Genomic DNA, 22,661 nt, shown 5'->3' on the forward strand with positions numbered 1-22,661 from the left:
AGAACGGTTAATTTGAAGAAACGGATTGCTCTATTGCCCGGAGACGGGATCGGCCCTGAAGTATTAGAATCAGCGACAGACGTGCTGAAAAGTGTTGCCGAACGCTTCAGCCATGAATTTGAATTTGAATACGGCCTTATTGGAGGAGCGGCAATTGACGAACACAACGACCCTCTCCCAGAGGAAACCATTGCGATTTGTAAAAAGGCTGATGCTATTTTGCTTGGTGCTGTCGGCGGCCCGAAATGGGATCAAAACCCTTCGGAGCTGAGACCCGAAAAAGGTTTGCTCAGCATTAGAAAACAGCTTGACCTGTTTGCGAATTTACGGCCTGTGAAAGTGTTTGAAAGCCTTTCTGACGCTTCGCCTTTGAAAAAAGAATATATTGATAACGTTGATTTCGTTATCGTTCGTGAACTGACAGGCGGTTTGTATTTCGGCCAGCCGAGCAAACGCTATGTAAACAGTGAAGGTGAGCAAGAAGCGGTAGACACACTGTTTTATAAGAGGGAAGAAATTGAACGCGTGATCAGAGAGGGCTTTAAAATGGCGGCTGCCAGAAAAGGCAAGGTTACCTCTGTTGATAAAGCGAACGTTCTTGAATCAAGCAGGCTGTGGCGGGAAGTGGCTGAAGACGTCGCAAAAGACTATCCTGATGTGAAACTTGAGCATATGCTCGTTGATAACGCGGCTATGCAGCTGATTTATGCACCGAATCAATTTGATGTCGTGGTGACTGAAAATATGTTTGGTGACATTTTAAGCGACGAAGCGTCCATGCTAACAGGTTCTCTCGGGATGCTTCCGTCAGCCAGCTTATCAAGCTCAGGACTCCATCTGTTCGAGCCTGTACACGGCTCAGCACCTGACATAGCAGGGAAAGGGATGGCAAATCCATTCGCGGCGATATTATCAGCGGCAATGCTTTTGAGAACATCTTTCGGGCTTGAAGAAGAAGCGAAAGCTGTAGAAGATGCAGTCAATCAGGTTCTTACTTCCGGAAAAAGAACAAGAGACTTGGCAAGAGGCGAAGAATACAGCAGCACTCAGGCCATTACAGAGGAAGTAAAGACGGCATTAATGAGTGAAAATACAATTTCTAACGTATGACAGCTTATGGTGTAAGCGGTCTTAGTTCATAGGTAGAGGGAGGAAATAAAGATGATGCCTCGAACGATCATCGAAAAGATTTGGGATCAGCATATTGTAAAACATGGTGAGGGAAAACCGGATCTTCTCTATATTGATTTGCATCTCATCCATGAGGTGACATCCCCTCAGGCATTTGAAGGGTTGAGACAAAAGGGAAGAAAGGTCAGAAGACCGCAAAATACATTCGCAACGATGGATCACAACATTCCAACCGTCAATCGCTTTGAGATAACGGATGAAGTTGCGAAACGCCAAGTGACAGCGCTTGAGCGGAACTGCGAAGAGTTTGGCGTACGCCTTGCCGATCTTCACAGCGTAGATCAGGGGATTGTCCATGTAGTCGGGCCCGAGCTTGGCTTAACGCTTCCGGGAAAAACGATCGTATGCGGCGACAGCCATACTTCCACTCACGGTGCATTCGGCGCCCTGGCATTTGGAATCGGAACGAGTGAGGTTGAGCATGTTCTTTCTACACAGACACTCTGGCAGCAGCGTCCGAAAACGCTTGAGGTGCGTGTAGACGGGACACTGCAAAAAGGGGTAACGGCAAAGGATGTCATTCTTGCTGTTATCGGTAAATACGGCGTGAAATTCGGCACCGGTTACGTTATTGAATACACTGGGGAAGTATTCAGAAACATGACGATGGATGAGCGGATGACCGTTTGCAACATGTCAATTGAGGCCGGAGCAAGAGCAGGTTTGATTGCGCCTGACGAAGTGACATTTGAATATTGCAAAAACCGCAAGTATACGCCAAAAGGAGAAGAATTTGATAAAGCCGTAGCAGAATGGAAAGCACTTCGCACTGATCCAGGCGCTGTTTACGATAAATCAATTGTGCTTGACGGCAATGAAATTTCTCCTATGGTGACATGGGGGATCAACCCGGGGATGGTTCTTCCTGTCGATTCTGAAGTTCCGGCGCCGGACAGCTTTTCAGCGGAAGACGACAAAAAAGAAGCGATACGCGCTTATGAATATATGGGGCTGACTCCTCATCAGAAAATTGAAGACATTAAAGTGGAGCACGTATTTATCGGTTCCTGTACAAATTCACGCATGACTGACCTCCGCCAGGCTGCCGATATGATCAAAGGGAAAAAGGTGGCTGAAAGTGTTAGAGCAATCGTCGTGCCTGGATCTCAGAGCGTAAAACTTCAGGCTGAAAAGGAAGGGCTTCATCAGATCTTCTTAGACGCTGGATTTGAATGGAGAGAATCAGGCTGCAGCATGTGTTTGAGCATGAATAATGACGTTGTTCCTGAAGGAGAGCGCTGTGCGTCAACCTCTAACCGTAACTTTGAGGGCAGACAAGGAAAAGGCGCGAAAACACATCTCGTCAGCCCTGCGATGGCTGCGATGGCCGCCATTCACGGCCATTTCGTGGATGTCAGAAAGTTTTATCAGGAAAAAACAGTTGTGTAAGGAGTGCACGAGATGGAACCTTTGAAAACACATACGGGGAAAGCGGCCGTATTAAATCGTATTAATGTTGATACAGACCAGATCATTCCGAAACAATTTCTAAAGAGAATTGAAAGAACGGGCTACGGCCGTTTTGCATTTTTTGACTGGAGATACGATGCGAATGGTGAACCGAACCCGGAATTTGAACTGAACCAGCCGGCTTATGAAGGGGCGTCCATTTTAATAGCGGGAGAAAACTTCGGCTGCGGGTCATCGCGTGAACACGCACCGTGGGCGCTTGATGACTACGGCTTTAAAATCATTATCGCACCGTCATTTGCTGATATTTTCCACCAAAACTGCTTTAAAAACGGTATGCTGCCGATTCGCATGCCGTATGACAATTGGAAAAAGCTTGTCGGACAATACGAAAATCAGTCACTGCAAATGACAGTCGATCTTGAAAATCAGCTTATTCACGACAGCGAAAGCAATCAGATCTCATTCGAAGTCGATCCGCATTGGAAAGAAATGCTGATCAACGGCTATGATGAAATTTCATTAACGCTTTTACTTGAAGATGAAATTAAGCAATTTGAGTCGCAGAGAAGCTCTTGGCTTCAAGCTTAAAAAAAGCTGCCCGGCAATTTGTCCGGCAGCTTTTTTTGCCTGGCAGAACCTTTCCTTTCTTGTTTTTGTGTACAGGTGTTGATACACTTGAACAAAATAAATGCCTGAAAGGAATATAGGTATGACGCATGACAAGAAAAACGCAAAAATTATTCCTTTTCCTCATTTGAAAGACCGTCTGGTGGAAAAAGGAATGTCCTCGCTGAAGGAGAAAAAGTATCAAGAGGCACTGGAACTGTTTTCAGAAGCAATGAAATATGATGATACTGAATCAGATCTTCACTTGGGCATGGCCATTTGCTTTTTGGAGCTGGGCGAATTGGAAGAGGCAAAACGTGTATGCGAAAAGATGCTGAAAGAAGGATACGGCCAGTATTTTACAGTTTTACAAGTATACATGACGATCTTAATTCAGCTTAAGAAATACGAAGAAGTAAAAAGCACGATTGAAGCCGTCCTGGAGGAAAATCAGCTGCCTGCGGAAAGCGCCGAGCAATTTTATAAGCTGCTTGATTTCAGCCGCAAAATGACCGACCCGGAGCGAGAAGACGAGGCTTGGGCCGAAGAGTATGAAGATGTGATCGACACGGAGAAAGTGTTAGCCAGCCCAGAGGAACAAATGAATTTGATCCATTCATTGAAAGACCGCAATGTAGCAAAGTATACGGGGCTGTTAAAAACAATTCTTGAAGATCCCGCTGCTCACCCGATTATTAAGACGATGATCGTGATGTTAATGGCGGAACACGACTACAGCAAACCGGTCCACATTACAAAATTCGGCGACTCCATGACAATCGAGCCGAGCGAGACTGTCCCGCCTGACGCCTCCCCGATTTTGCACCGCGTTCTCCGTGTGCTGGATGAAACGCTTGGGAATGAAAATCCAACCCTGTATGCAGCGGTAGAAGAACTGTGGAGAAGACATTTGTATGTTTTATATCCATTTCAGCCAAAATTGCTGTCTGCCAATCTTTGGGCGGCGGCCCTGCATAAAGTCGGCTATGAAATGCATGGGATTGAGATTGAAAGAGAAGAGCTGCATATGATGTATGAGTTTACCGACAGAGAACTTGATGAAGCGTGCACAATGATTAAAGATATTGAAGAAATTTCTTATTTGTAAATCACGCCATATAGTTGAAAGCGGTATGTGTTATGTTATAATATAATGGTTGTATTTGTGTATAACGGGTTATAAGAAATACGGTTGGACAGGCTTTACAGTTCATTATTAAAATGTATACATAATGATTCTGATCTTTGGCAGCTTCGTTTTTGATGGACGAAGCCGAATGATTGCTTTAGAATGGAAGACCGACACAACCTGAATAGATTTTTGGAGGGAAACACATGTCTGTAAAATGGGAAAAACAAGAAGGCAACGAAGGCGTTTTAACGGTTGAAGTTGATGCTGAAACATTTAAAACGGCACTTGATGATGCATTTAAAAAAGTAGTTAAGCAAGTTTCAATTCCTGGATTCCGTAAAGGGAAAATTCCACGCGGTTTATTCGAACAGCGCTTTGGCGTAGAAGCTCTTTACCAAGATGCTTTGGATATTCTTCTTCCTGTAGAATACCCTAAAGCGGTTGAAGAAGCTGGAATCGAGCCTGTAGACCGTCCTGAAATCGATGTTGAAAAAATCGAAAAAGGCGAAAGCTTAATCTTCACTGCAAAAGTAACAGTGAAACCTGAAGTGAAGCTTGGCGAATACAAAGGCTTAGGCGTCGAAAAAGACGACACAGCTGTAACTGACGAAGATGTTCAAAACGAACTAAAAGCGCTTCAAGAGCGTCAAGCTGAGCTTGTTGTAAAAGAAGAAGGCGCTGTTGAAGAAGGAAACACAGTTGTTCTTGACTTCGAAGGATTCGTTGACGGCGAAGCATTCGAAGGCGGAAAAGCTGAAAACTATTCACTTGAAGTGGGTTCAGGTTCATTCATCCCTGGCTTCGAAGATCAGTTAGTTGGCCTTGAAGCAGGTGCTGAGAAGGATGTTGAAGTAACATTCCCTGAAGAGTACCACGCTGAAGATCTTGCCGGCAAACCAGCTGTCTTCAAAGTGAAAATTCACGAAATCAAAGCGAAAGAGCTTCCTGAGCTTGATGATGAATTCGCAAAAGATATCGATGAAGAAGTGGAAACACTTGCTGAATTGACTGAAAAAACGAAGAAACGTTTAGAAGAAGCAAAAGAAAACGAAGCTGACGCTAAATTGCGTGAAGAGCTTGTTCTGAAAGCTTCTGAAAACGCTGAAATCGATGTTCCTCAAGCGATGATCGACACTGAGCTTGACCGCATGCTGAAAGAATTCGAACAGCGTCTTCAAATGCAAGGCATGAACCTTGAGCTTTACACTCAATTCTCAGGCCAAGATGAAGCTGCGTTAAAAGAGCAAATGAAAGAAGATGCTGCAAAACGCGTAAAATCAAACCTGACTCTTGAGGCGATTGCGAAAGCGGAAAACCTTGAAGTAACAGATGAGGAAGTTGATGCTGAGCTTTCTAAAATGGCTGAAGCATACAACATGCCTGTTGAAAATATCAAACAAGCCATCGGTTCTACTGACGCGATGAAAGAAGATTTAAAAGTTCGCAAAGCAATTGATTTTCTTGTAGAAAACCGTTAATATGGTGCATAATAATAGTAATAATAAAACAGGGCGCGAATGATTCGTGCCTTGTTTTGTACAATTATGATATATCTCTTTTTCTTGGGGCAATATAGTTAATGCAGGCTGTTTTTTGTCATACATATAGAATGTGCAAGTCAGAAACACAATGTTACCGTCTTTTTGGAAAGTATGGTAAAATGCAATACATACTCGTTTCGTTTCAAGAATCATTTTCTTTTGCTCTGCCGGTAAAAGAAAAAGTGAGACAAGATTAAGGGGTGAAAGAATGTTTAAATTCAACGAGGAAAAAGGACAATTAAAATGCTCGTTCTGTGGAAAAACACAAGATCAGGTTCGTAAGCTTGTAGCTGGACCTGGTGTATATATATGTGACGAATGTATCGAACTCTGCACTGAAATTGTGGAGGAAGAACTCGGAACAGAAGAAGAAGTAGAATTTAAAGATGTGCCGAAGCCGCAGGAAATTCGTGAAATTCTGAATGAATATGTAATCGGTCAGGATCAGGCGAAGAAATCACTTGCTGTTGCGGTGTATAACCACTACAAACGCATCAACTCCAACAGCAAAGTGGACGATGTCGAGCTTTCGAAAAGTAACATTTCATTAATCGGCCCGACAGGAAGCGGTAAAACCCTTCTTGCGCAAACTTTAGCCCGTATTTTAAATGTGCCGTTTGCGATTGCTGACGCTACGTCCCTGACAGAAGCTGGATATGTAGGTGAAGATGTAGAGAATATTCTCTTGAAACTCATCCAAGCTGCTGACTACGACGTGGAAAAAGCGGAAAAAGGCATTATTTATATTGATGAAATCGATAAAGTGGCAAGAAAGTCTGAAAACCCGTCTATTACACGTGATGTGTCAGGTGAAGGCGTGCAGCAGGCATTGCTGAAAATTCTTGAAGGAACTGTGGCGAGCGTGCCGCCTCAAGGTGGACGTAAGCACCCTCATCAAGAGTTTATTCAAATTGATACAACAAACATTTTGTTCATTTGCGGCGGTGCCTTCGATGGTATCGAACAAATCATCAAACGCCGTTTAGGACAAAAAGTGATTGGCTTCGGTTCAGATAATAAGGCTGCAGATCTGGAGAAAGAAGACCTTCTTTCAAAAGTGCTTCCAGAAGACTTGCTCCGTTTCGGATTAATTCCGGAATTCATCGGACGTCTTCCGGTTATTGCAAGCCTTGAAAAGCTTGACGAAGAAGCGTTGGTTGCGATCTTAACAAAACCGAAAAACGCTCTTGTGAAGCAATTCAAGAAAATGCTTGAGCTTGATAATGTTGAGCTTGAGTTTGAAGAAGAAGCGCTGTCTGAAATTGCTAAAAAAGCAATTGAGCGTAAGACAGGAGCACGCGGACTCCGTTCCATCATTGAAGGCATTATGCTTGATGTGATGTTTGACCTGCCTTCCCGTGATGACATTGAAAAATGTGTGATTACTGGGGCGACTGTAACGCATGGAGAACCGCCTCGCCTTTTGTTAAAGGACGGTACTGAGGTTAGCCAAGATAAAACGTCTGCTTAAAAATGAAAATGAACCTCCTGAGTGGTAACATTCAGGAGGTTTTTTGTTGTGTAAACTCTTCCGGAAAACGTTTATTCCCCTCTTTTGTGGGAGATACTAGCAATCAGAGGAATGAATTGGATACATAAATTGTTTTTCAGGAGGGACCACCATGAGTTGGACAGGGATCGCATTATTTATTCAGCTGTTTTTTGGGATTATCATTGGTTTGTATTTTTGGAATTTGCTTAAAAATCAAAGGACACAAAAAGTCACGATAGATAAGGAATCAAAGAAGGAAATGGAGCAGCTTCGCAAAATGCGGGCTATCAGCCTGTCCGAACCGTTATCTGAAAAGGTGCGCCCTAAAAGCTTTCAAGATATCGTCGGTCAGGAAGACGGGATTAAAGCGTTAAAAGCGGCATTGTGCGGACCGAATCCCCAGCACGTCATTGTCTATGGACCGCCGGGAGTCGGAAAAACAGCTGCTGCAAGGCTTGTGTTAGAGGAAGCCAAAAAACATAAGCAATCACCTTTTAAAGAGCAGGCTGTTTTTGTGGAACTCGATGCGACAACGGCTCGATTTGATGAAAGAGGAATTGCCGATCCGCTCATTGGATCTGTACATGATCCGATATACCAAGGGGCCGGAGCGATGGGACAGGCGGGTATTCCGCAGCCGAAGCAGGGGGCTGTCACGCATGCCCACGGCGGTGTATTGTTTATTGATGAAATTGGGGAGCTGCATCCGATTCAAATGAATAAAATGCTGAAGGTGCTTGAGGACCGGAAAGTCTTTTTAGACAGCGCTTATTACAGCGAAGAAAATACACAAATACCGAACCATATTCACGATATTTTTCAAAATGGGCTTCCGGCTGATTTTCGTCTGATCGGTGCGACAACAAGAATGCCTAATGAAATCCCTCCGGCAATCCGATCCCGCTGTTTAGAGGTATTTTTCCGCGAGCTTGAGAAAGATGAGCTGAAATCAGTTGCCAAAACAGCAGTGGATAAGATTGAAAAGAATATTTCTGAAGAGGGGCTTGATTTGCTGACCAGCTATACGCGGAACGGCCGGGAAGCCGTCAATATGATTCAAATCGCGGCGGGAATGGCGGTGACCGAAGATCGGAAGGACATCACCATTGAGGATATAGAATGGGTGATTCATTCCAGCCAGCTTACCCCTAAACACGAGCAGAAAATCGGCTCTGCACCGCAAATCGGCATCGTAAACGGGCTTGCAGTGTATGGCCCTAACAGCGGTTCGCTGCTGGAAATCGAAGTGAACGTAACACCGGCTCAGGATAAAGGGTCAATTAACATTACCGGAATAGCAGAAGAAGAGAGCATCGGCAGCCAATCAAAATCAATTCGCCGGAAAAGCATGGCAAAGGGCTCGGTTGAGAATGTGCTAACCGTACTGCGTACAATGGGAATGAAGCCTTCAGACTATGATATCCACATTAATTTTCCCGGCGGCATTCCGATTGACGGGCCGTCGGCAGGTATTGCCATGGCGGCGGGAATTTTTTCAGCCGTTCATAAAATTCCGATTGACAACACGGTTGCCATGACAGGCGAGATCAGTCTAAACGGACTTGTAAAACCGATTGGAGGCGTGATCCCGAAAATTAAAGCGGCAAAACAGTCCGGTGCCAAAAAAGTTATTATCCCGCATGAAAATCAGCAATCGATCTTAAAACAGATTGAAGGGATCAAAATTGTGGCGGTGAAAACGTTCCAGGAAGTGCTTGATGAAATTTTAGTGAACCCGCCTACTGAACAAAAACCGTTTAACATGCAAATGAATAAAGAATCGGTCTGACCCTATTTTAAAAATAGGGTTTTTTTCATGAAGGACATCTTTTCCTTTTTCAGATCAGAAAGAAAGGGTATACTACGAGGAGACTGTGTTATAGAAAATGAAACCATGCCGTTTATTGTACAAGGATGAAAAAGTTGTATTATAATGGTTCATACTAAAGTCACGGAGGTGTCAGTCACATGGCAGAAGAATTAAAACGCAGCATCCCGCTCCTCCCTTTAAGAGGTTTATTAGTGTACCCGACAATGGTTTTGCACTTAGATGTAGGACGTGACAAGTCGGTTCAGGCCCTTGAACAGGCAATGATGCATGATCATATGATATTTTTAGCTACTCAGCAGGATATTTCGATAGACGAACCGGGTGAAGACGAAATTTTTACTGTCGGCACCTATACGAAAATTAAACAAATGCTGAAGCTTCCGAACGGTACGATTCGTGTGCTGGTGGAGGGCATACAGCGCGCCCAGATCATTGAATACAATGAGCATGAAGATTATACATCAGTAGACATTCAGCTGATCTCTGAAGATGATTCAAAAGATACAGAAGACGAAGCGCTGATGCGGACTTTGTTGGACCACTTTGATCAGTACATAAAAATTTCTAAAAAAATCTCAGCCGAAACGTATGCCGCGGTTACTGATATCGAAGAGCCGGGCAGAATGGCAGACATTGTTGCTTCTCACCTGCCTCTTAAACTAAAGGATAAGCAGGATATATTAGAAACGGCTGATGTCAAAGACAGACTGAACAAGGTCATTGATTTTATCAACAATGAAAAAGAAGTGCTTGAGATCGAGAAAAAAATCGGCCAGCGCGTCAAACGTTCAATGGAGCGTACGCAAAAGGAATACTATTTGCGCGAACAGATGAAGGCGATCCAAAAAGAGCTTGGCGATAAAGAAGGCAAAACAGGTGAAGTTCAAACGCTGACCGAAAAAATCGAAGAAGCGGGCATGCCTGACCATGTGAAGGAAACGGCTCTTAAGGAATTAAACAGATATGAAAAAATTCCGTCCAGTTCTGCCGAAAGTTCTGTTATCCGCAATTATATTGACTGGCTGGTCGCTCTCCCATGGACGGATGAGACAGAAGATAAGCTTAATTTAAAAGAGGCTGAACATCTTTTGGACAAAGAACATCACGGACTTGAAAAAGTGAAAGAGCGTATTTTAGAGTATTTGGCTGTTCAGAAGCTGACAAAATCCTTAAAAGGTCCGATTCTCTGTTTGGCTGGACCTCCAGGGGTCGGAAAAACGTCCTTGGCCAAATCGATTGCTAAAAGTATGGATCGGAAATTTGTCAGAATTTCACTTGGCGGGGTGCGTGATGAATCAGAAATTCGCGGGCACAGACGGACATATGTCGGGGCAATGCCTGGACGTATTATTCAAGGCATGAAAAAAGCCGGCAAGCTGAATCCGGTCTTCTTATTAGACGAAATTGACAAAATGTCTTCTGATTTCAGAGGCGATCCGTCATCCGCAATGCTTGAAGTGCTTGATCCAGAGCAAAACAGCACCTTCAGCGACCACTACATTGAGGAGACCTTTGATCTGTCAAAAGTGCTCTTTATCGCTACGGCTAACAATTTAGCGACAATCCCGGGACCGCTTAGAGACAGAATGGAAATCATTAATATTGCGGGCTACACGGAAGTGGAAAAACTTGAAATTGTGAAAGATCACCTTCTTCCGAAGCAGATCAAGGAGCATGGGCTCAAAAAGAGCAACCTGCAGCTGCGTGATCAGGCCATTCTTGATATTATTCGCTATTATACGAGAGAAGCAGGTGTGAGAAACCTCGAACGCCAGCTTGCTGCCATCTGCCGCAAGGCCGCAAAAGCCATTGTTTCTGAAGATAGAAAACGGATTACAGTTACGGAGAAAAATCTTCATGACTTTATCGGAAAACGAATTTTCAGATACGGACAAGCAGAAACGGAAGATCAGGTGGGCGTCGTCACGGGGCTGGCTTATACAACTGTCGGCGGAGATACGCTGTCGATTGAAGTATCGCTTTCTCCAGGGAAAGGAAAATTGATCCTGACGGGTAAGCTTGGTGATGTCATGAGAGAGTCTGCTCAGGCGGCTTTCAGCTACGTGCGTTCAAAAACAGAAGAACTTGGCATTGAACCTGACTTTCATGAGAAGTATGATATTCATATACACGTTCCTGAGGGTGCGGTGCCTAAAGATGGTCCGTCTGCCGGTATCACAATGGCGACTGCGCTTGTTTCTGCTTTAACAGGACGGGCTGTATCGCGTAAAGTCGGAATGACTGGCGAAATTACGCTTCGCGGACGCGTGCTTCCGATCGGCGGACTGAAAGAAAAAGCACTCGGGGCACATAGAGCGGGATTGACGACCATTATTGCGCCTAAAGATAATGAAAAAGATATAGAGGATATTCCAGAAAGCGTCAGAGAGGGGCTCACCTTTATATTGGCATCCCACTTAGACGACGTTTTGGAACATGCCTTAGTAGGAGAGAAGAAATGAAAGTCACAAAGTCAGAAATCGTAATCAGTGCAGTTAAACCTGAACAGTACCCTGAAGGGGGGCTTCCGGAGATTGCACTGGCCGGGAGATCGAACGTTGGAAAGTCATCTTTTATCAATTCATTGATTAATCGTAAAAATCTTGCGAGAACATCATCAAAACCGGGAAAAACACAAACATTAAATTTCTACATTATTAATGACGAATTGCATTTTGTTGATGTACCGGGTTACGGTTTTGCCAAAGTGTCAAAATCCGAGCGTGAAGCTTGGGGAAGAATGATTGAAACCTACATTACGACACGCGAGGAATTGAAAGCAGTGGTGCAGATCGTTGATTTGCGGCATGCACCGTCTAATGATGATGTGCAGATGTATGAATTCTTAAAGTATTACGGCATTCCTGTTATTATTATCGCTACAAAAGCCGATAAGATCCCGAAAGGAAAATGGGACAAACACGCGAAGGTTGTAAGACAGACATTAAATATTGATCCGGAAGACGAGCTGATTCTCTACTCCTCAGAAACGAAAAAGGGGAAAGACGAAGCTTGGGGAGTGATCAAAAAAATGATAAACCGGTAGAGAATACTCTCTGCCGGTTTTATTTATCGTATAGATTTTTTTCGTTTTATCAATAATAACAATAAACTGATTCCGATAAATACAAACGGCCAATACTCTTTCAGCAGGGCCGTGGGAATATGCGCAGACTCGAGCCATGCCATAATCTGTTTGAAAAAGTAAAGAAACAGGGAAAAACAAATCATCGAAACAGCTTCATATACATATTCTTTTTTCTGAACGGTTGAAACGAGCAGTGAGAAGCCGACCATGAAGAGTAGCATTTCAAAATCATCCGGCCACCATGTCCACTTTGGCTTAGCGAAAAAGTGCAAACCGATTCCGAAGAGAAGCAAGCCGATAAAGAAATGGGGGGAGACAGCTTCTTTTTTTCCTTGGTATATAAAGGCTGCGCCTAACAGCATAAGAAGAACAGGCCATTGATCCTGTCCTGAAAACAGTTCGGCTTGGCCGCTTTCAAGCCATGCGTAAACGGATGCGGCGAGCAGCAGACAAGGAAATAAAATTGATTTTTGTTTCATGCATATCACCTTCTTGTTTTCTAGAGCTGATTTTGAGTAATTTTCTGCTGTTTTTGGTATTGTCAATAGGAACATATTTTGTTCGTGAAGCTTTTTCTAATATAGCACAAGATTTTTGAAATCTGTTCACATTTTGCGAAAGAAACTATGTTATAATTATTATAAATAATGAATTCTATGTTAGAATGATTATAAATTAAAGTTTGGGTGTTGGGGGTGTAAGGAAAGCTATGCATATACTTGTTGTGGGAGTAGATTATAAATCCGCCCCTATTGAGATACGTGAAAAAGTAAGTTTTCAGCCGAATGAGCTTGCAGAAGCGATGGTGCAGCTAAAAGCAGAGAAAAGCATTCTCGAAAATATCATCGTATCTACCTGCAACCGCACTGAAATTTATGCGGTAGTCGACCAGCTCCATACCGGCCGTTATTATATAAAGAAATTTTTAGCTGACTGGTTTCACTTAAGCAAAGAAGACCTGTCGCCGTTTTTAAGATTTTATGAAAGCGATGCGGCTGTTGAGCATTTGTTCCGTGTAGCCTGCGGATTGGATTCTATGGTGATCGGTGAAACGCAAATTCTCGGCCAGGTGCGCGACAGCTTCAAAACAGCTCAGCAAGAAAAAACGATCGGCACGATTTTTAATGAGTTGTTTAAGCAGGCGGTTACAGTGGGTAAACGGACTCATGCCGAAACAGACATTGGCTCTAATGCAGTGTCTGTTAGCTATGCGGCCGTTGAGCTTGCGAAAAAAATCTTCGGAAACCTTTCAAGCAAGCATATATTGATCCTTGGTGCAGGAAAGATGGGCGAGCTTGCAGCCGAAAATCTGCACGGACAGGGAATCGGAAAAGTGACCGTCATTAACAGAACATACTTGAAAGCGAAAGAACTTGCAGACCGTTTCTCCGGTGAAGCGCGAAGCTTAAATCAGCTTGAAAGCGCGCTTGCAGAAGCCGATATTTTAATCAGCTCTACCGGTGCGAGTGATTTTGTTGTGTCTAAAGAAATGATGGAAAACGCGAACAAGCTTCGCAAGGGCCGTCCTTTATTTATGGTGGACATCGCCGTGCCAAGAGACTTGGATCCCGCTTTGAACGATCTAGAAGGCGTCTTCCTTTATGATATAGACGATCTTGAAGGGATCGTAGAAGCGAACCTGAAAGAGCGGAGAGAAACCGCTGAGAAGGTTGAACTGTTAATTGAAGAAACCATTGTTGAATTTAAACAATGGCTGAATACACTCGGTGTAGTGCCCGTCATTTCCGCATTGCGTGAAAAGGCGCTGGCAATCCAGTCTGAAACGATGGACAGCATCGAACGGAAGCTGCCTCATTTGACGACAAGAGAGAAAAAACTTTTGAATAAACATACGAAAAGTATCATTAATCAAATGCTCCGCGACCCGATATTAAAGGTGAAAGAACTTGCGGCAGAGGCTGATTCTGAAGAAAAGCTGGCTTTGTTTATGCAGATTTTTGATATAGAAGAAGCTGCGGGCCGGCAAATGATCAAAAGCGTTGAAGGCAGCCAAAAGGTCCATTCTTATAAGAAGGCTGAATCAAGAGCGGGGTTTGCCCCACTTGTAAGTGAGTGAAAGCTGAATGATTGATACTGCAATGGCAAGACTTAATGAAGGGACAATCGTCATTTACGCATTAAGTGTACTCTTTTATTTTATAGATTTTCTTCAACACAACCGGAAGGCTGGGAAAATGGCCTTCTGGTTGCTTTCTATTGTCTGGACTCTGCAAACCGTGTATTTAGCCTACTTTATGTGGGTGACGGGGCGGTTTCCGGTATTAAATGTGACGGAGGCGCTTTATTTTTATGCTTGGGTGCTTGTCACACTGTCACTTGTACTGACAAAGCTGCTGCGTGTTGATTTTATTGTGTTTTTTACAAATGTAATAGGGTTTGCTATGATCGCCATTCATACATTTTCACCGACGGAGCAGCAGTCAGCGGCTTTTTCGGGTCAGCTCGTATCGGAGCTGTTAGTGATTCATATTACAATGGCGATTCTTTCTTACGGCGCTTTTTCCCTTTCTTTTGTATTTTCTGTGCTCTATTTGTTTCAATATCATCTGTTAAAAAAGAAAAAATGGGGAAAGTGGCTGTTGAGAATAGAAGATTTGTCTAAGCTTGATTATATGGCGTATGTTCTGAATGTCATCGGAGTTCCGATGCTTTTGCTGAGTTTGATTCTTGGCGTCATTTGGGCGTATGTGTCTCTAGAAACGCTGTATTGGTTCGACGCCAAAGTGCTTGGTTCGTTTGTCGTCCTGCTTCTCTACAGCTATTATCTCTATATCAGGCTGATTAAAGAGCTTCAGGGGAAGGTCGCCGCACTGTGGAATACGGCTTGTTTTCTCGTGCTGATGATCAATTATTTCCTGCTCGGAAGCCTGTCTCAATTCCATTGGTTCAGTTAAATAATGTGCCCAAGCAGATTCGGGAGGAAAGAAAAAATGAGAACGATAAAAGTAGGTTCCAGACGGAGCAAACTCGCTATGACCCAAACAAAATGGGTGATTCGCAAACTGAAGGAAATCAATCCTTCTTTTGCTTTTGACATAAAAGAAATCGTCACAAAGGGTGACCGGATTGTTGATGTTACCCTGTCAAAAGTGGGAGGGAAAGGGCTGTTTGTCAAAGAAATCGAACAAGCGCTTTTAAACGAAGACATTGATATGGCGGTTCACAGCATGAAGGATATGCCTGCCGTTTTGCCTGAAGGCCTTGTGATCGGCTGTATTCCTGAACGGGAAGATCCTCGTGACGCTCTTATTTCAAAGAATCGTGTAAAGCTTTCTGAATTGAAGGAAGGTGCTGTAATCGGCACAAGCAGTTTAAGAAGAAGCGCGCAGCTTTTGATTGAGCGTCCTGACATTACAATTAAATGGATTAGAGGTAATATAGATACGAGACTTCAAAAGCTGGAAAACGAAGATTATGACGCAATTATTTTAGCTGCAGCAGGGCTTTCCAGAATGGGCTGGAAGCAGGATGTCGTAACTGAATTTCTTGAGCCTGAGCGCTGTCTTCCGGCTGTTGGCCAAGGCGCTCTTGCAATTGAGTGCCGCGAATCCGATCGAGAGCTTTTAACGTTATTTTCTCAGTTTACGGATGAGTACACAAAACGGACTGTACTGGCAGAACGTGCCTACTTAAACGCGATGGAGGGCGGCTGTCAGGTGCCGATCGCCGGCTACTCGGTGATAAACGGCCAGGATGAAATTGAACTGACAGGGCTTGTGGCTTCGCCTGATGGAAAAATCATTTTCAAAGAAACCGTCACCGGAAACGATCCGGAGGAAGTCGGAAAGCGCTGTGCGGCTCTCATGACTGATAAAGGCGCTAAAGATTTAATTGATCGCGTAAAACGGGAGCTGGATGAGGATGGTAAATGATTTTCCTTTGAAAGGAAAAACAGTGCTTGTCACCCGAAATAAGACGCAGGCAAAATCGTTTCGGCAGAAAGTGGAGCAGCTTGGTGGAAAAGCGGTATTGGCTTCATTGATCACGTTTCGCCGAGCTCTGCCGAATGATCTGGCAGAACAGGTGCGAATAGATCTAACCATACCCGGCTGGCTTGTGTTTACGAGTGTAAATGGAGCGGATTTCTTTTTTTCTTATCTGAAAGAAAATCAGCTTATTGTTCCCGGTCATAAAAAAATTGCGGCTGTTGGTGAAAAAACCGCACACCGTTTAGAATCGTACAACGTATCGGTTGATGTAATGCCTCATGACTATATTGCAGAACAATTGGCGGACGCTCTTAAGCAGCATGCCGAACCGTCAGAACGGATTTCAGTCATAAAAGGCAATTTATCTCGCGATGTGATAAAAAAAGAGCTTACGCCTCTTGGCTTTGAAGTGCAGGAATGGGTCGTATATAAAACTGTTCCTGATGAAGATGGCATCGAGGAATTAAAAAATGCCGCGAATCAGTATTCATTTGATTATGTGACATTTACAAGCTCATCAACCGTACATACATTTATGCATGTTCTGGGAGAAGGAATAAAAAAATGGCCGGCACACCAGACGGCCTGCATCAGCATCGGACCGCTAACGAGGGACGCTCTGCTGTCGTACGGAATCACGTCGTATATGCCTGATACATTTACAATTGACGGCATGCTTGATTTAATGTGCCGCATGTCTAGAAAGGAAGATAGAATATGAGTCAATCATTTAACAGACACCGCCGTTTGCGGTCATCAATAGCAATGAGAGAGATGGTGAAAGAAACTCGTCTGCATCCATCTGATTTTATTTATCCGATCTTTGTCGTTGAAGGTTTAGAAGGAAAAAAAGCTGTTCCTTCAATGCCTGATGTTTATCATGTATCTTTAGATCTATTAAAGGATGAAGTGGCTGAGCTGGTCAGTCTCGGAATTCAATCCGTCATTGTTTTCGGCATACCTGAAGAAAAAGATGATTGCGGAACGCAAGCTTACCATGACCATGGGATTGTGCAAGAAGCAATTGCCGAAATTAAAAAGCACTTCCCTGAGATGGTTGTCGTCGCTGATACATGCCTATGTGAATATACAGATCACGGACATTGCGGTCTCGTCAAAGACGGACAGATCTTGAATGATGAATCCTTGGAGCTATTGGCACAGACAGCTGTCAGCCAAGCAAAAGCCGGAGCGGATATCATTGCGCCTTCTAACATGATGGACGGATTTGTGACGGTTATCAGAGAAGCGTTAGATAAAGAAGGCTTCATCAATATTCCGATCATGTCTTACGCTGTGAAATATTCAAGTGAGTTTTACGGTCCGTTCCGTGATGCAGCAAACAGCACGCCTCAATTTGGCGACCGCAAAACGTATCAAATGGACCCTGCCAACCGTCTTGAGGCACTCCGTGAAGCCCAATCAGATGTTGAGGAAGGCGCGGACTTCCTGATTGTGAAACCTTCACTTTCTTATATGGATATCATGCGGGATGTGAAAAATGAGTTTACATTGCCGCTTGTGGCTTATAATGTAAGCGGAGAGTATTCTATGGTGAAGGCTGCAGCTCAGAACGGCTGGATCAAGGAAAAAGAGATTGTCTTAGAAATTTTGACAAGCATGAAGCGTGCGGGTGCCGACCTGATTATCACGTATCATGCAAAAGACGCAGCAAAATGGCTTGCGGAGTAATTTTATTCAGTTGACAGGAGTTGAGGCAGATGAGAAGCTATGAAAAATCAAAAGCGGCTTTTAAAGAAGCGCAAAAACTCATGCCGGGCGGTGTAAACAGCCCCGTTCGCGCCTTTAAATCGGTAGACATGGACCCGATTTTTATGGAGCGCGGAAAAGGCTCTAAAATCTATGATATTGATGGAAATGAGTATATTGATTACGTCTTGTCATGGGGGCCTTTAATTTTAGGACACACAAATGACCGCGTTGTAGAGAGCCTCAAAAAAGTGGCTGAATACGGGACAAGCTTCGGGGCTCCGACTGAGGTGGAAAATGAATTGGCGAAGCTCGTCATTGACCGAGTGCCGTCAGTAGAAATTGTACGGATGGTCAGCTCAGGAACCGAGGCGACCATGAGCGCGCTTCGTTTGGCAAGAGGATATACAGGCCGCAATAAGATTTTAAAATTTGAGGGCTGTTACCATGGACACGGAGATTCTCTGCTGATTAAAGCGGGTTCAGGAGTGGCAACACTCGGTCTGCCTGACAGTCCGGGCGTACCTGAAGGAATAGCGAAAAACACCATCACCGTTCCGTACAATGATTTAGAAAGTGTAAAGCTTGCATTCCAACAGTTCGGTGAAGATATTGCAGGCGTCATCGTAGAACCGGTTGCCGGAAACATGGGAGTAGTTCCGCCGCAAGAAGGCTTCCTGCAAGGATTGCGTGATATTACTGAACAGTACGGCACGCTGCTGATTTTCGATGAAGTCATGACTGGTTTCCGGGTCGATTACAAATGCGCCCAAGGCTATTTCGGCGTAACGCCTGATCTGACTTGCTTAGGAAAAGTGATCGGGGGCGGACTGCCTGTCGGCGCTTATGGCGGTAAAGCCGAAATTATGGAGCGGATCGCTCCGAGCGGTCCGATTTATCAGGCAGGTACGCTGTCAGGCAACCCGCTTGCGATGACGGCTGGACTCGAAACATTAAAGCAGCTCACGCCTGAATCATACAAGACCTTTATGAAAAAAGGCGACAGGCTGGAAGAAGGCATTTCAAAAGCGGCAGAGGCGCACGGTATTCCGCATACCTTTAACCGCGCAGGTTCAATGATCGGTTTCTTCTTTACAAATGAACCTGTCATCAATTATGAAACAGCCAAAGCATCGGATTTGAAGTTGTTTGCCAAGTATTATAAAGGAATGGCAAACGAAGGTGTGTTCCTTCCGCCGTCTCAATTTGAAGGGCTTTTCCTCTCGACGGCTCATACTGATGAAGATATCGAAAAAACAATTCAGGCAGCTGAGAACGTATTCGCTGAGATCAGCCGCGGATAAGTACGTACGATAAAAACCGGTATCAAGGACATCCTTGTACCGGTTTTTCTATGCTTCCCCATTCATATTTTCTCCATTTCATACATACACCTTTAGTGACATCTAATTTTAAGGATTAGATGAAAGGAGGATATGAACTTGCCGCAAAATCATCGATTGCAATTTTCTGTAGAAGAATCGATCTGTTTCCAAAAAGGACAGGAAGTTTCTGAACTGCTTTCCATTTCATTAGATCCTGATATTAGGGTTCAGGAAGTAAATGATTACGTTTCAATCAGAGGATCGCTTGAACTTACAGGTGAGTACAACATAGATCAGAGCAAAAATACTGAAGAGTTTTATACCGATAAGCGGTTTGTCGAAGAGGTCAGAACGAGAGAGGATGGAACTGCGGAACTGACTCATTGTTTCCCTGTCGATATTACCATCCCGAAAAATAAAGTCAGTCATCTACATGAAGTTTTTGTGTTTATTGATGCATTTGACTATCAACTAACAGACTCGCGCATCCTGACGATCCAGGCTGATTTAGCAATAGAAGGCCTTCTTGATGACACAGCAGACAGGGAGCAAGACATTCCTTTCTATGAATCTCCTGATGAAGGTTTTTCTGAGCCGCCAGAGCTATTTGCTTTAGAAGCAGAGGACAGCGAAGAAGAAGCGCCAGCCGAGCCGCCGGAGCTTCTGGTCTCGGAAGCAGGGCTTCGTGAAGAGCAGGAAAATGAAGAGGAAGAAGCTGAGCGGTCAGAGCCATTGGCTTTAAAAGCAGAGGACAGCGAAGGTATAAAAGCGGAAGAAGCGTCAGCTGAGCCGCCGGAGCTTGTTGTCTCGGAAGCAGGGCTTCGTGAAGAGCAGGAAAATGAAGAGGAAGAAGCTGAGCGGTCAGAGCCATTGGCTTTAAAAGCAGAGGACAGCGAAGGTATAAAGGCGGAAGAAGCGCCAGCTGAGCCGCCAGAGCTTGTTGTCTCGGAAGCGAGGCTTCGTGAAGAGCAGGAAAATGAAGAGGAAGAAGCTGAGCGGTCAGAGCCATTGGCTTTAAAAGCAGAGGAAAGCGGCGGTATAAAAGCAGAAGAAACGTCAGTTGAGCCGCCAGAGCTTGTTGTCTCGGAAGCGGGGCTTCGTGAAGAGCAAGCAGATGAAGAGGAAGAAGCTGAGCGGTCAGAGCCATTGGCTTTAAAAGCAGAGGACAGCGAAGATATAAAGGCGGAAGAAGCGCCAGCCGAGCCGTCAGAGCTTGTTGTCTCGGAAGCGAGGCTTCGTGAAGAGCAGGCGAATGAAGAGAAAGAAACTGTACGATCAGAATCAGCTGCTTTAGAACCAGAGGGCAGCAAAGATATAAATGCGGAAGAAGCGAAGCCGCCGGAGCTTATTCTTTCAGAGGCAAGGCTTCGTGAGGAAGCGGAAACAATAGAAGCAGATTCCCCAAAGGCTGCTTCAGGAATAGAGATCCGCGAAAAAGCAGAGACGGAAGAAGAGCAGGCTGAACTGTCAGAACCGCTTGTTTCAGCGGCGGAAATATCACCTGCTGTAGAAGCTGAGCTTCAGCAAGAGGCTGAGCGTGGTGAAGAAAAAACAGAAAATCCAGATTCTCCTAATCTTGAGCATGCTCTGCGTCAAGAATCCCAAAAAACAGAATCGGAGCTATCGGATCACATAGAGCCTGCACCCCGACATGATGCAGAACAACTGGAGGAAGTCCAGGAAACTATACGTGAAGACGTTGTTTCTTTAGAAGGAAGCAGAGAGCAGGAAGAAGCGCCAGCTGCACTTTTAAAGGAAGAAGCAGCAGCTCCAACCCTGCATTTTAATCAAAAGATAAGTGCTGAAGGGGAATCTCAGGAAGAAGAGCTTACGCCGGCCTACCGTACCTTCCTGCCGGAACAAGATTCAGAAGAGCATTCCTTTTATTCAGCGCCTAAGCTGCTGGAGGAAGAAGAGCAGAAGAAAGAAAGCTTTGAAATTGAAGTGAGAAAAACACCTTCACCTGAAGAACCTGAGGAAGAGGCGTCTTTTCATTCTTACCAGCTGCCAGACACTTCCGAACCTGAAAGGAAGGAAACAGATGCTGTTGCCGGGGCTGTTCCTGCTGCTCAAACAAAGGAAACTGAAACAAAGGAAAATCATAATTCTCTTTATTTAACAAAACTCTTTACAAGAGAAGAAGATGAGTTTTCTAGAATGAAAATCTGTATTGTTCAGCAGGAAGATACCATTGAACGTTTATGCGAACGGTACGACATTACCTCCCAGCAGCTGATCAGGATGAATTCTTTGGCGCTGGATGATGAATTGAAAGCAGGGCAGATTCTTTATATCCCTCAATACAACAGCAGCCATGCGTAAGCCGTAAGCGATCGGAAAATGTGGTGAATGGAATGGAAGATGTCCAATCGGTTCTTCAGGAATACGGACTGACGGCTCAATTTATTGAGCCAGTCAGTTCTCGTGTGTGGAAAGTGTATTCAGATTATGGGGTATTTGCGCTGAAAAAAATGAAATCGGTTCGCGGCAAACATTTTACAGATCAAATGGTGGCAATTGAGGAAAAAGGCTTTCATTCCTTTGTTCCCATTTACAGAACAATTGGGGGAGAGTTTTTCTCCGGGGGCGTACAAACTGGAGACTCCTTTTACTTAATGCCTTGGCTCCAATTTGACCAAGAGGAAGAGCAGGATCAGAAACATGCCTATCTATTTAGAGAAACAGCCCGCCTTCACGAGAGAACTGCGCAGGAAATCAAGGTCAGGCGTGAAGACATTGAACGCCACTATGAACAAACGAGAAAAAAATGGGAAAATGAAAAGATCATTTATGAACAGTTTGTAGAAAGAGCTGAGAAAGAATGGTACCTTTCCCCCTTTGAATTGCAGGCTGTAACCTATTATTCAGAAACCATTTCTGCCGTAAACTTTGCGCTTGAGCGGATTAAGGACTGGTATGAAGCGGCAAAAGAAAAAGGCTCCTCAAGGGTTGTCATTACCCACGGCAGCCTGTCTATTCACCATTTTCTGTATAATGATGCAGGGACCGGATACTTTACGAATTTTGAGAGAGCGTCTGTGGGGCCGCCGCATAACGACTTGCTCGGCTTTTACACACGAATGTTCAGCGGTTTTCCAAAAGCTTGTCCGGAGTGTGTCGATTGGTTTTATGCATATACGAAAGCATTTCCTCTGCATGAGGCTGAAATCAGTCTTTTTCTCAGTTACATGGCTTATCCGGCAGCAGTGTACAAAGTGCTGAACCGCTATCAGACCGGGAAAAGACAGCGTGAAAAAGATGAATGTACACACTTATTAAAGGCATACTGGCAAATGAAAAATATTGAGCCGTTTGTGATGAAAATCCATCAAATTGAACAAGAGAAAAAATTTCAGGCGGAAAACGAGTCCACGTCTTAATT

At 44.3% G+C, this 22,661-nt stretch carries 18 protein-coding genes; 17 read left to right on the forward strand and 1 reads right to left on the reverse strand.

The window, feature by feature from the left end; translation table 11 throughout:
• The first annotated feature begins 12 nt into the window (after positions 1 to 12).
• The 9 genes from leuB to yihA all read left to right on the forward strand — a co-directional run bounded on the left by leuB (position 13) and on the right by yihA (position 12,252).
• The gene (leuB, locus tag UJ203_RS01400; RefSeq protein WP_024122382.1) at positions 13 to 1,110 is read left to right on the forward strand and encodes a 3-isopropylmalate dehydrogenase; all 1,098 of its coding nucleotides are present in this window, start codon (positions 13 to 15) and stop codon (positions 1,108 to 1,110) included.
• A gap of 51 nt (positions 1,111 to 1,161) precedes the next feature.
• On the forward strand, positions 1,162 to 2,580 hold the full coding sequence (leuC, locus tag UJ203_RS01405) for a 3-isopropylmalate dehydratase large subunit (protein WP_202853728.1): 1,419 nt from the start codon (positions 1,162 to 1,164) through the stop codon (positions 2,578 to 2,580).
• Between the two features lie 12 nt (positions 2,581 to 2,592).
• On the forward strand, positions 2,593 to 3,192 hold the full coding sequence (gene leuD, locus UJ203_RS01410) for a 3-isopropylmalate dehydratase small subunit (RefSeq protein WP_101861315.1): 600 nt from the start codon (positions 2,593 to 2,595) through the stop codon (positions 3,190 to 3,192).
• A 121-nt stretch (positions 3,193 to 3,313) separates the two neighbouring features.
• Positions 3,314 to 4,318, forward strand: coding sequence for a DNA damage checkpoint antagonist DdcA (gene ddcA / locus UJ203_RS01415; protein WP_322008454.1), 1,005 nt, complete (start codon positions 3,314 to 3,316; stop codon positions 4,316 to 4,318).
• A gap of 227 nt (positions 4,319 to 4,545) precedes the next feature.
• Positions 4,546 to 5,820 (forward strand): trigger factor, encoded by a 1,275-nt coding sequence (gene tig, locus UJ203_RS01420; protein WP_059293478.1) that lies wholly within the window; start codon positions 4,546 to 4,548, stop codon positions 5,818 to 5,820.
• Between the two features lie 271 nt (positions 5,821 to 6,091).
• Positions 6,092 to 7,354 carry an ATP-dependent protease ATP-binding subunit ClpX gene (gene clpX / locus UJ203_RS01425; protein ID WP_024122377.1) on the forward strand — a complete coding sequence of 421 codons (1,263 nt, stop codon included), beginning with the start codon at positions 6,092 to 6,094 and terminating at the stop codon, positions 7,352 to 7,354.
• A gap of 151 nt (positions 7,355 to 7,505) precedes the next feature.
• Positions 7,506 to 9,164 carry an ATP-dependent protease LonB gene (gene lonB / locus UJ203_RS01430; protein WP_268509628.1) on the forward strand — a complete coding sequence of 553 codons (1,659 nt, stop codon included), beginning with the start codon at positions 7,506 to 7,508 and terminating at the stop codon, positions 9,162 to 9,164.
• Positions 9,165 to 9,343: 179 nt separating this feature from the next.
• Entirely contained in the window at positions 9,344 to 11,668 is a 2,325-nt protein-coding gene (gene lon, locus UJ203_RS01435) for an endopeptidase La (RefSeq protein WP_322008455.1), read from the forward strand.
• Positions 11,665 to 12,252, forward strand: coding sequence for a ribosome biogenesis GTP-binding protein YihA/YsxC (yihA, locus tag UJ203_RS01440; RefSeq protein WP_010335181.1), 588 nt, complete (start codon positions 11,665 to 11,667; stop codon positions 12,250 to 12,252). Before lon ends, yihA begins: the two co-directional genes overlap by 4 nt.
• 23 nt (positions 12,253 to 12,275) lie before the next feature.
• Here yihA and UJ203_RS01445 read toward each other — a convergent pair whose 3' ends face one another.
• Positions 12,276 to 12,773: a hypothetical protein gene (locus tag UJ203_RS01445; RefSeq protein WP_105953476.1), complete on the reverse strand. Its 498-nt coding sequence runs from the start codon at positions 12,771 to 12,773 to the stop codon at positions 12,276 to 12,278.
• Positions 12,774 to 13,003: 230 nt separating this feature from the next.
• Between UJ203_RS01445 and hemA the strand changes: the two genes are divergently transcribed.
• From hemA to cotN, 8 genes are all read left to right on the forward strand, one after another.
• Complete coding sequence (gene hemA / locus UJ203_RS01450; protein WP_101863439.1) at positions 13,004 to 14,371, forward strand: glutamyl-tRNA reductase; 1,368 nt, start codon at positions 13,004 to 13,006, stop codon at positions 14,369 to 14,371.
• A gap of 7 nt (positions 14,372 to 14,378) precedes the next feature.
• Complete coding sequence (locus UJ203_RS01455; RefSeq protein WP_010335178.1) at positions 14,379 to 15,209, forward strand: cytochrome c biogenesis protein; 831 nt, start codon at positions 14,379 to 14,381, stop codon at positions 15,207 to 15,209.
• A gap of 36 nt (positions 15,210 to 15,245) precedes the next feature.
• Entirely contained in the window at positions 15,246 to 16,187 is a 942-nt protein-coding gene (gene hemC / locus UJ203_RS01460; protein WP_095714283.1) for a hydroxymethylbilane synthase, read from the forward strand.
• Positions 16,177 to 16,965, forward strand: a complete 789-nt coding sequence (gene hemD, locus UJ203_RS01465) for a uroporphyrinogen-III synthase (RefSeq protein ID WP_322008456.1) — start codon at positions 16,177 to 16,179, stop codon at positions 16,963 to 16,965. The genes hemC and hemD overlap by 11 nt, the downstream gene beginning before the upstream one ends.
• The gene (gene hemB / locus UJ203_RS01470) at positions 16,962 to 17,936 is read left to right on the forward strand and encodes a porphobilinogen synthase (protein ID WP_322008457.1); all 975 of its coding nucleotides are present in this window, start codon (positions 16,962 to 16,964) and stop codon (positions 17,934 to 17,936) included. The genes hemD and hemB overlap by 4 nt, the downstream gene beginning before the upstream one ends.
• A gap of 29 nt (positions 17,937 to 17,965) precedes the next feature.
• The gene (gene hemL, locus UJ203_RS01475) at positions 17,966 to 19,258 is read left to right on the forward strand and encodes a glutamate-1-semialdehyde 2,1-aminomutase (RefSeq protein ID WP_059293481.1); all 1,293 of its coding nucleotides are present in this window, start codon (positions 17,966 to 17,968) and stop codon (positions 19,256 to 19,258) included.
• A 138-nt stretch (positions 19,259 to 19,396) separates the two neighbouring features.
• Positions 19,397 to 21,601 carry a LysM peptidoglycan-binding domain-containing protein gene (locus tag UJ203_RS01480; protein ID WP_322008458.1) on the forward strand — a complete coding sequence of 735 codons (2,205 nt, stop codon included), beginning with the start codon at positions 19,397 to 19,399 and terminating at the stop codon, positions 21,599 to 21,601.
• Between the two features lie 32 nt (positions 21,602 to 21,633).
• Positions 21,634 to 22,659 carry a spore coat protein CotN gene (cotN, locus tag UJ203_RS01485; RefSeq protein WP_322008459.1) on the forward strand — a complete coding sequence of 342 codons (1,026 nt, stop codon included), beginning with the start codon at positions 21,634 to 21,636 and terminating at the stop codon, positions 22,657 to 22,659.
• Positions 22,660 to 22,661 lie beyond the last annotated feature (2 nt).

The sequence above is a fragment of the Bacillus sp. V26 genome (assembly GCF_034296245.1).
Lineage (GTDB): Bacteria > Bacillota > Bacilli > Bacillales > Bacillaceae > Bacillus > Bacillus halotolerans.

Bases quoted from the DNA above. Each gene is read 5' to 3' on its own strand.
- UJ203_RS01455 (WP_010335178.1), top strand. From the start codon at position 14,379: ATGATTGATACTGCAATGGCAAGACTTAATGAAGGGACAATCGTCATT.
- leuC (WP_202853728.1), top strand. From the start codon at position 1,162: ATGATGCCTCGAACGATCATCGAAAAGATTTGGGATCAGCATATTGTA.
- leuD (WP_101861315.1), top strand. From the start codon at position 2,593: ATGGAACCTTTGAAAACACATACGGGGAAAGCGGCCGTATTAAATCGT.
- UJ203_RS01445 (WP_105953476.1), bottom strand. From the start codon at position 12,773: ATGAAACAAAAATCAATTTTATTTCCTTGTCTGCTGCTCGCCGCATCC.
- hemD (WP_322008456.1), top strand. From the start codon at position 16,177: ATGGTAAATGATTTTCCTTTGAAAGGAAAAACAGTGCTTGTCACCCGA.
- yihA (WP_010335181.1), top strand. From the start codon at position 11,665: ATGAAAGTCACAAAGTCAGAAATCGTAATCAGTGCAGTTAAACCTGAA.
- hemA (WP_101863439.1), top strand. From the start codon at position 13,004: ATGCATATACTTGTTGTGGGAGTAGATTATAAATCCGCCCCTATTGAG.
- cotN (WP_322008459.1), top strand. From the start codon at position 21,634: ATGGAAGATGTCCAATCGGTTCTTCAGGAATACGGACTGACGGCTCAA.
- lonB (WP_268509628.1), top strand. From the start codon at position 7,506: ATGAGTTGGACAGGGATCGCATTATTTATTCAGCTGTTTTTTGGGATT.
- hemC (WP_095714283.1), top strand. From the start codon at position 15,246: ATGAGAACGATAAAAGTAGGTTCCAGACGGAGCAAACTCGCTATGACC.
- lon (WP_322008455.1), top strand. From the start codon at position 9,344: ATGGCAGAAGAATTAAAACGCAGCATCCCGCTCCTCCCTTTAAGAGGT.
- clpX (WP_024122377.1), top strand. From the start codon at position 6,092: ATGTTTAAATTCAACGAGGAAAAAGGACAATTAAAATGCTCGTTCTGT.
- hemL (WP_059293481.1), top strand. From the start codon at position 17,966: ATGAGAAGCTATGAAAAATCAAAAGCGGCTTTTAAAGAAGCGCAAAAA.
- tig (WP_059293478.1), top strand. From the start codon at position 4,546: ATGTCTGTAAAATGGGAAAAACAAGAAGGCAACGAAGGCGTTTTAACG.
- hemB (WP_322008457.1), top strand. From the start codon at position 16,962: ATGAGTCAATCATTTAACAGACACCGCCGTTTGCGGTCATCAATAGCA.
- ddcA (WP_322008454.1), top strand. From the start codon at position 3,314: ATGACGCATGACAAGAAAAACGCAAAAATTATTCCTTTTCCTCATTTG.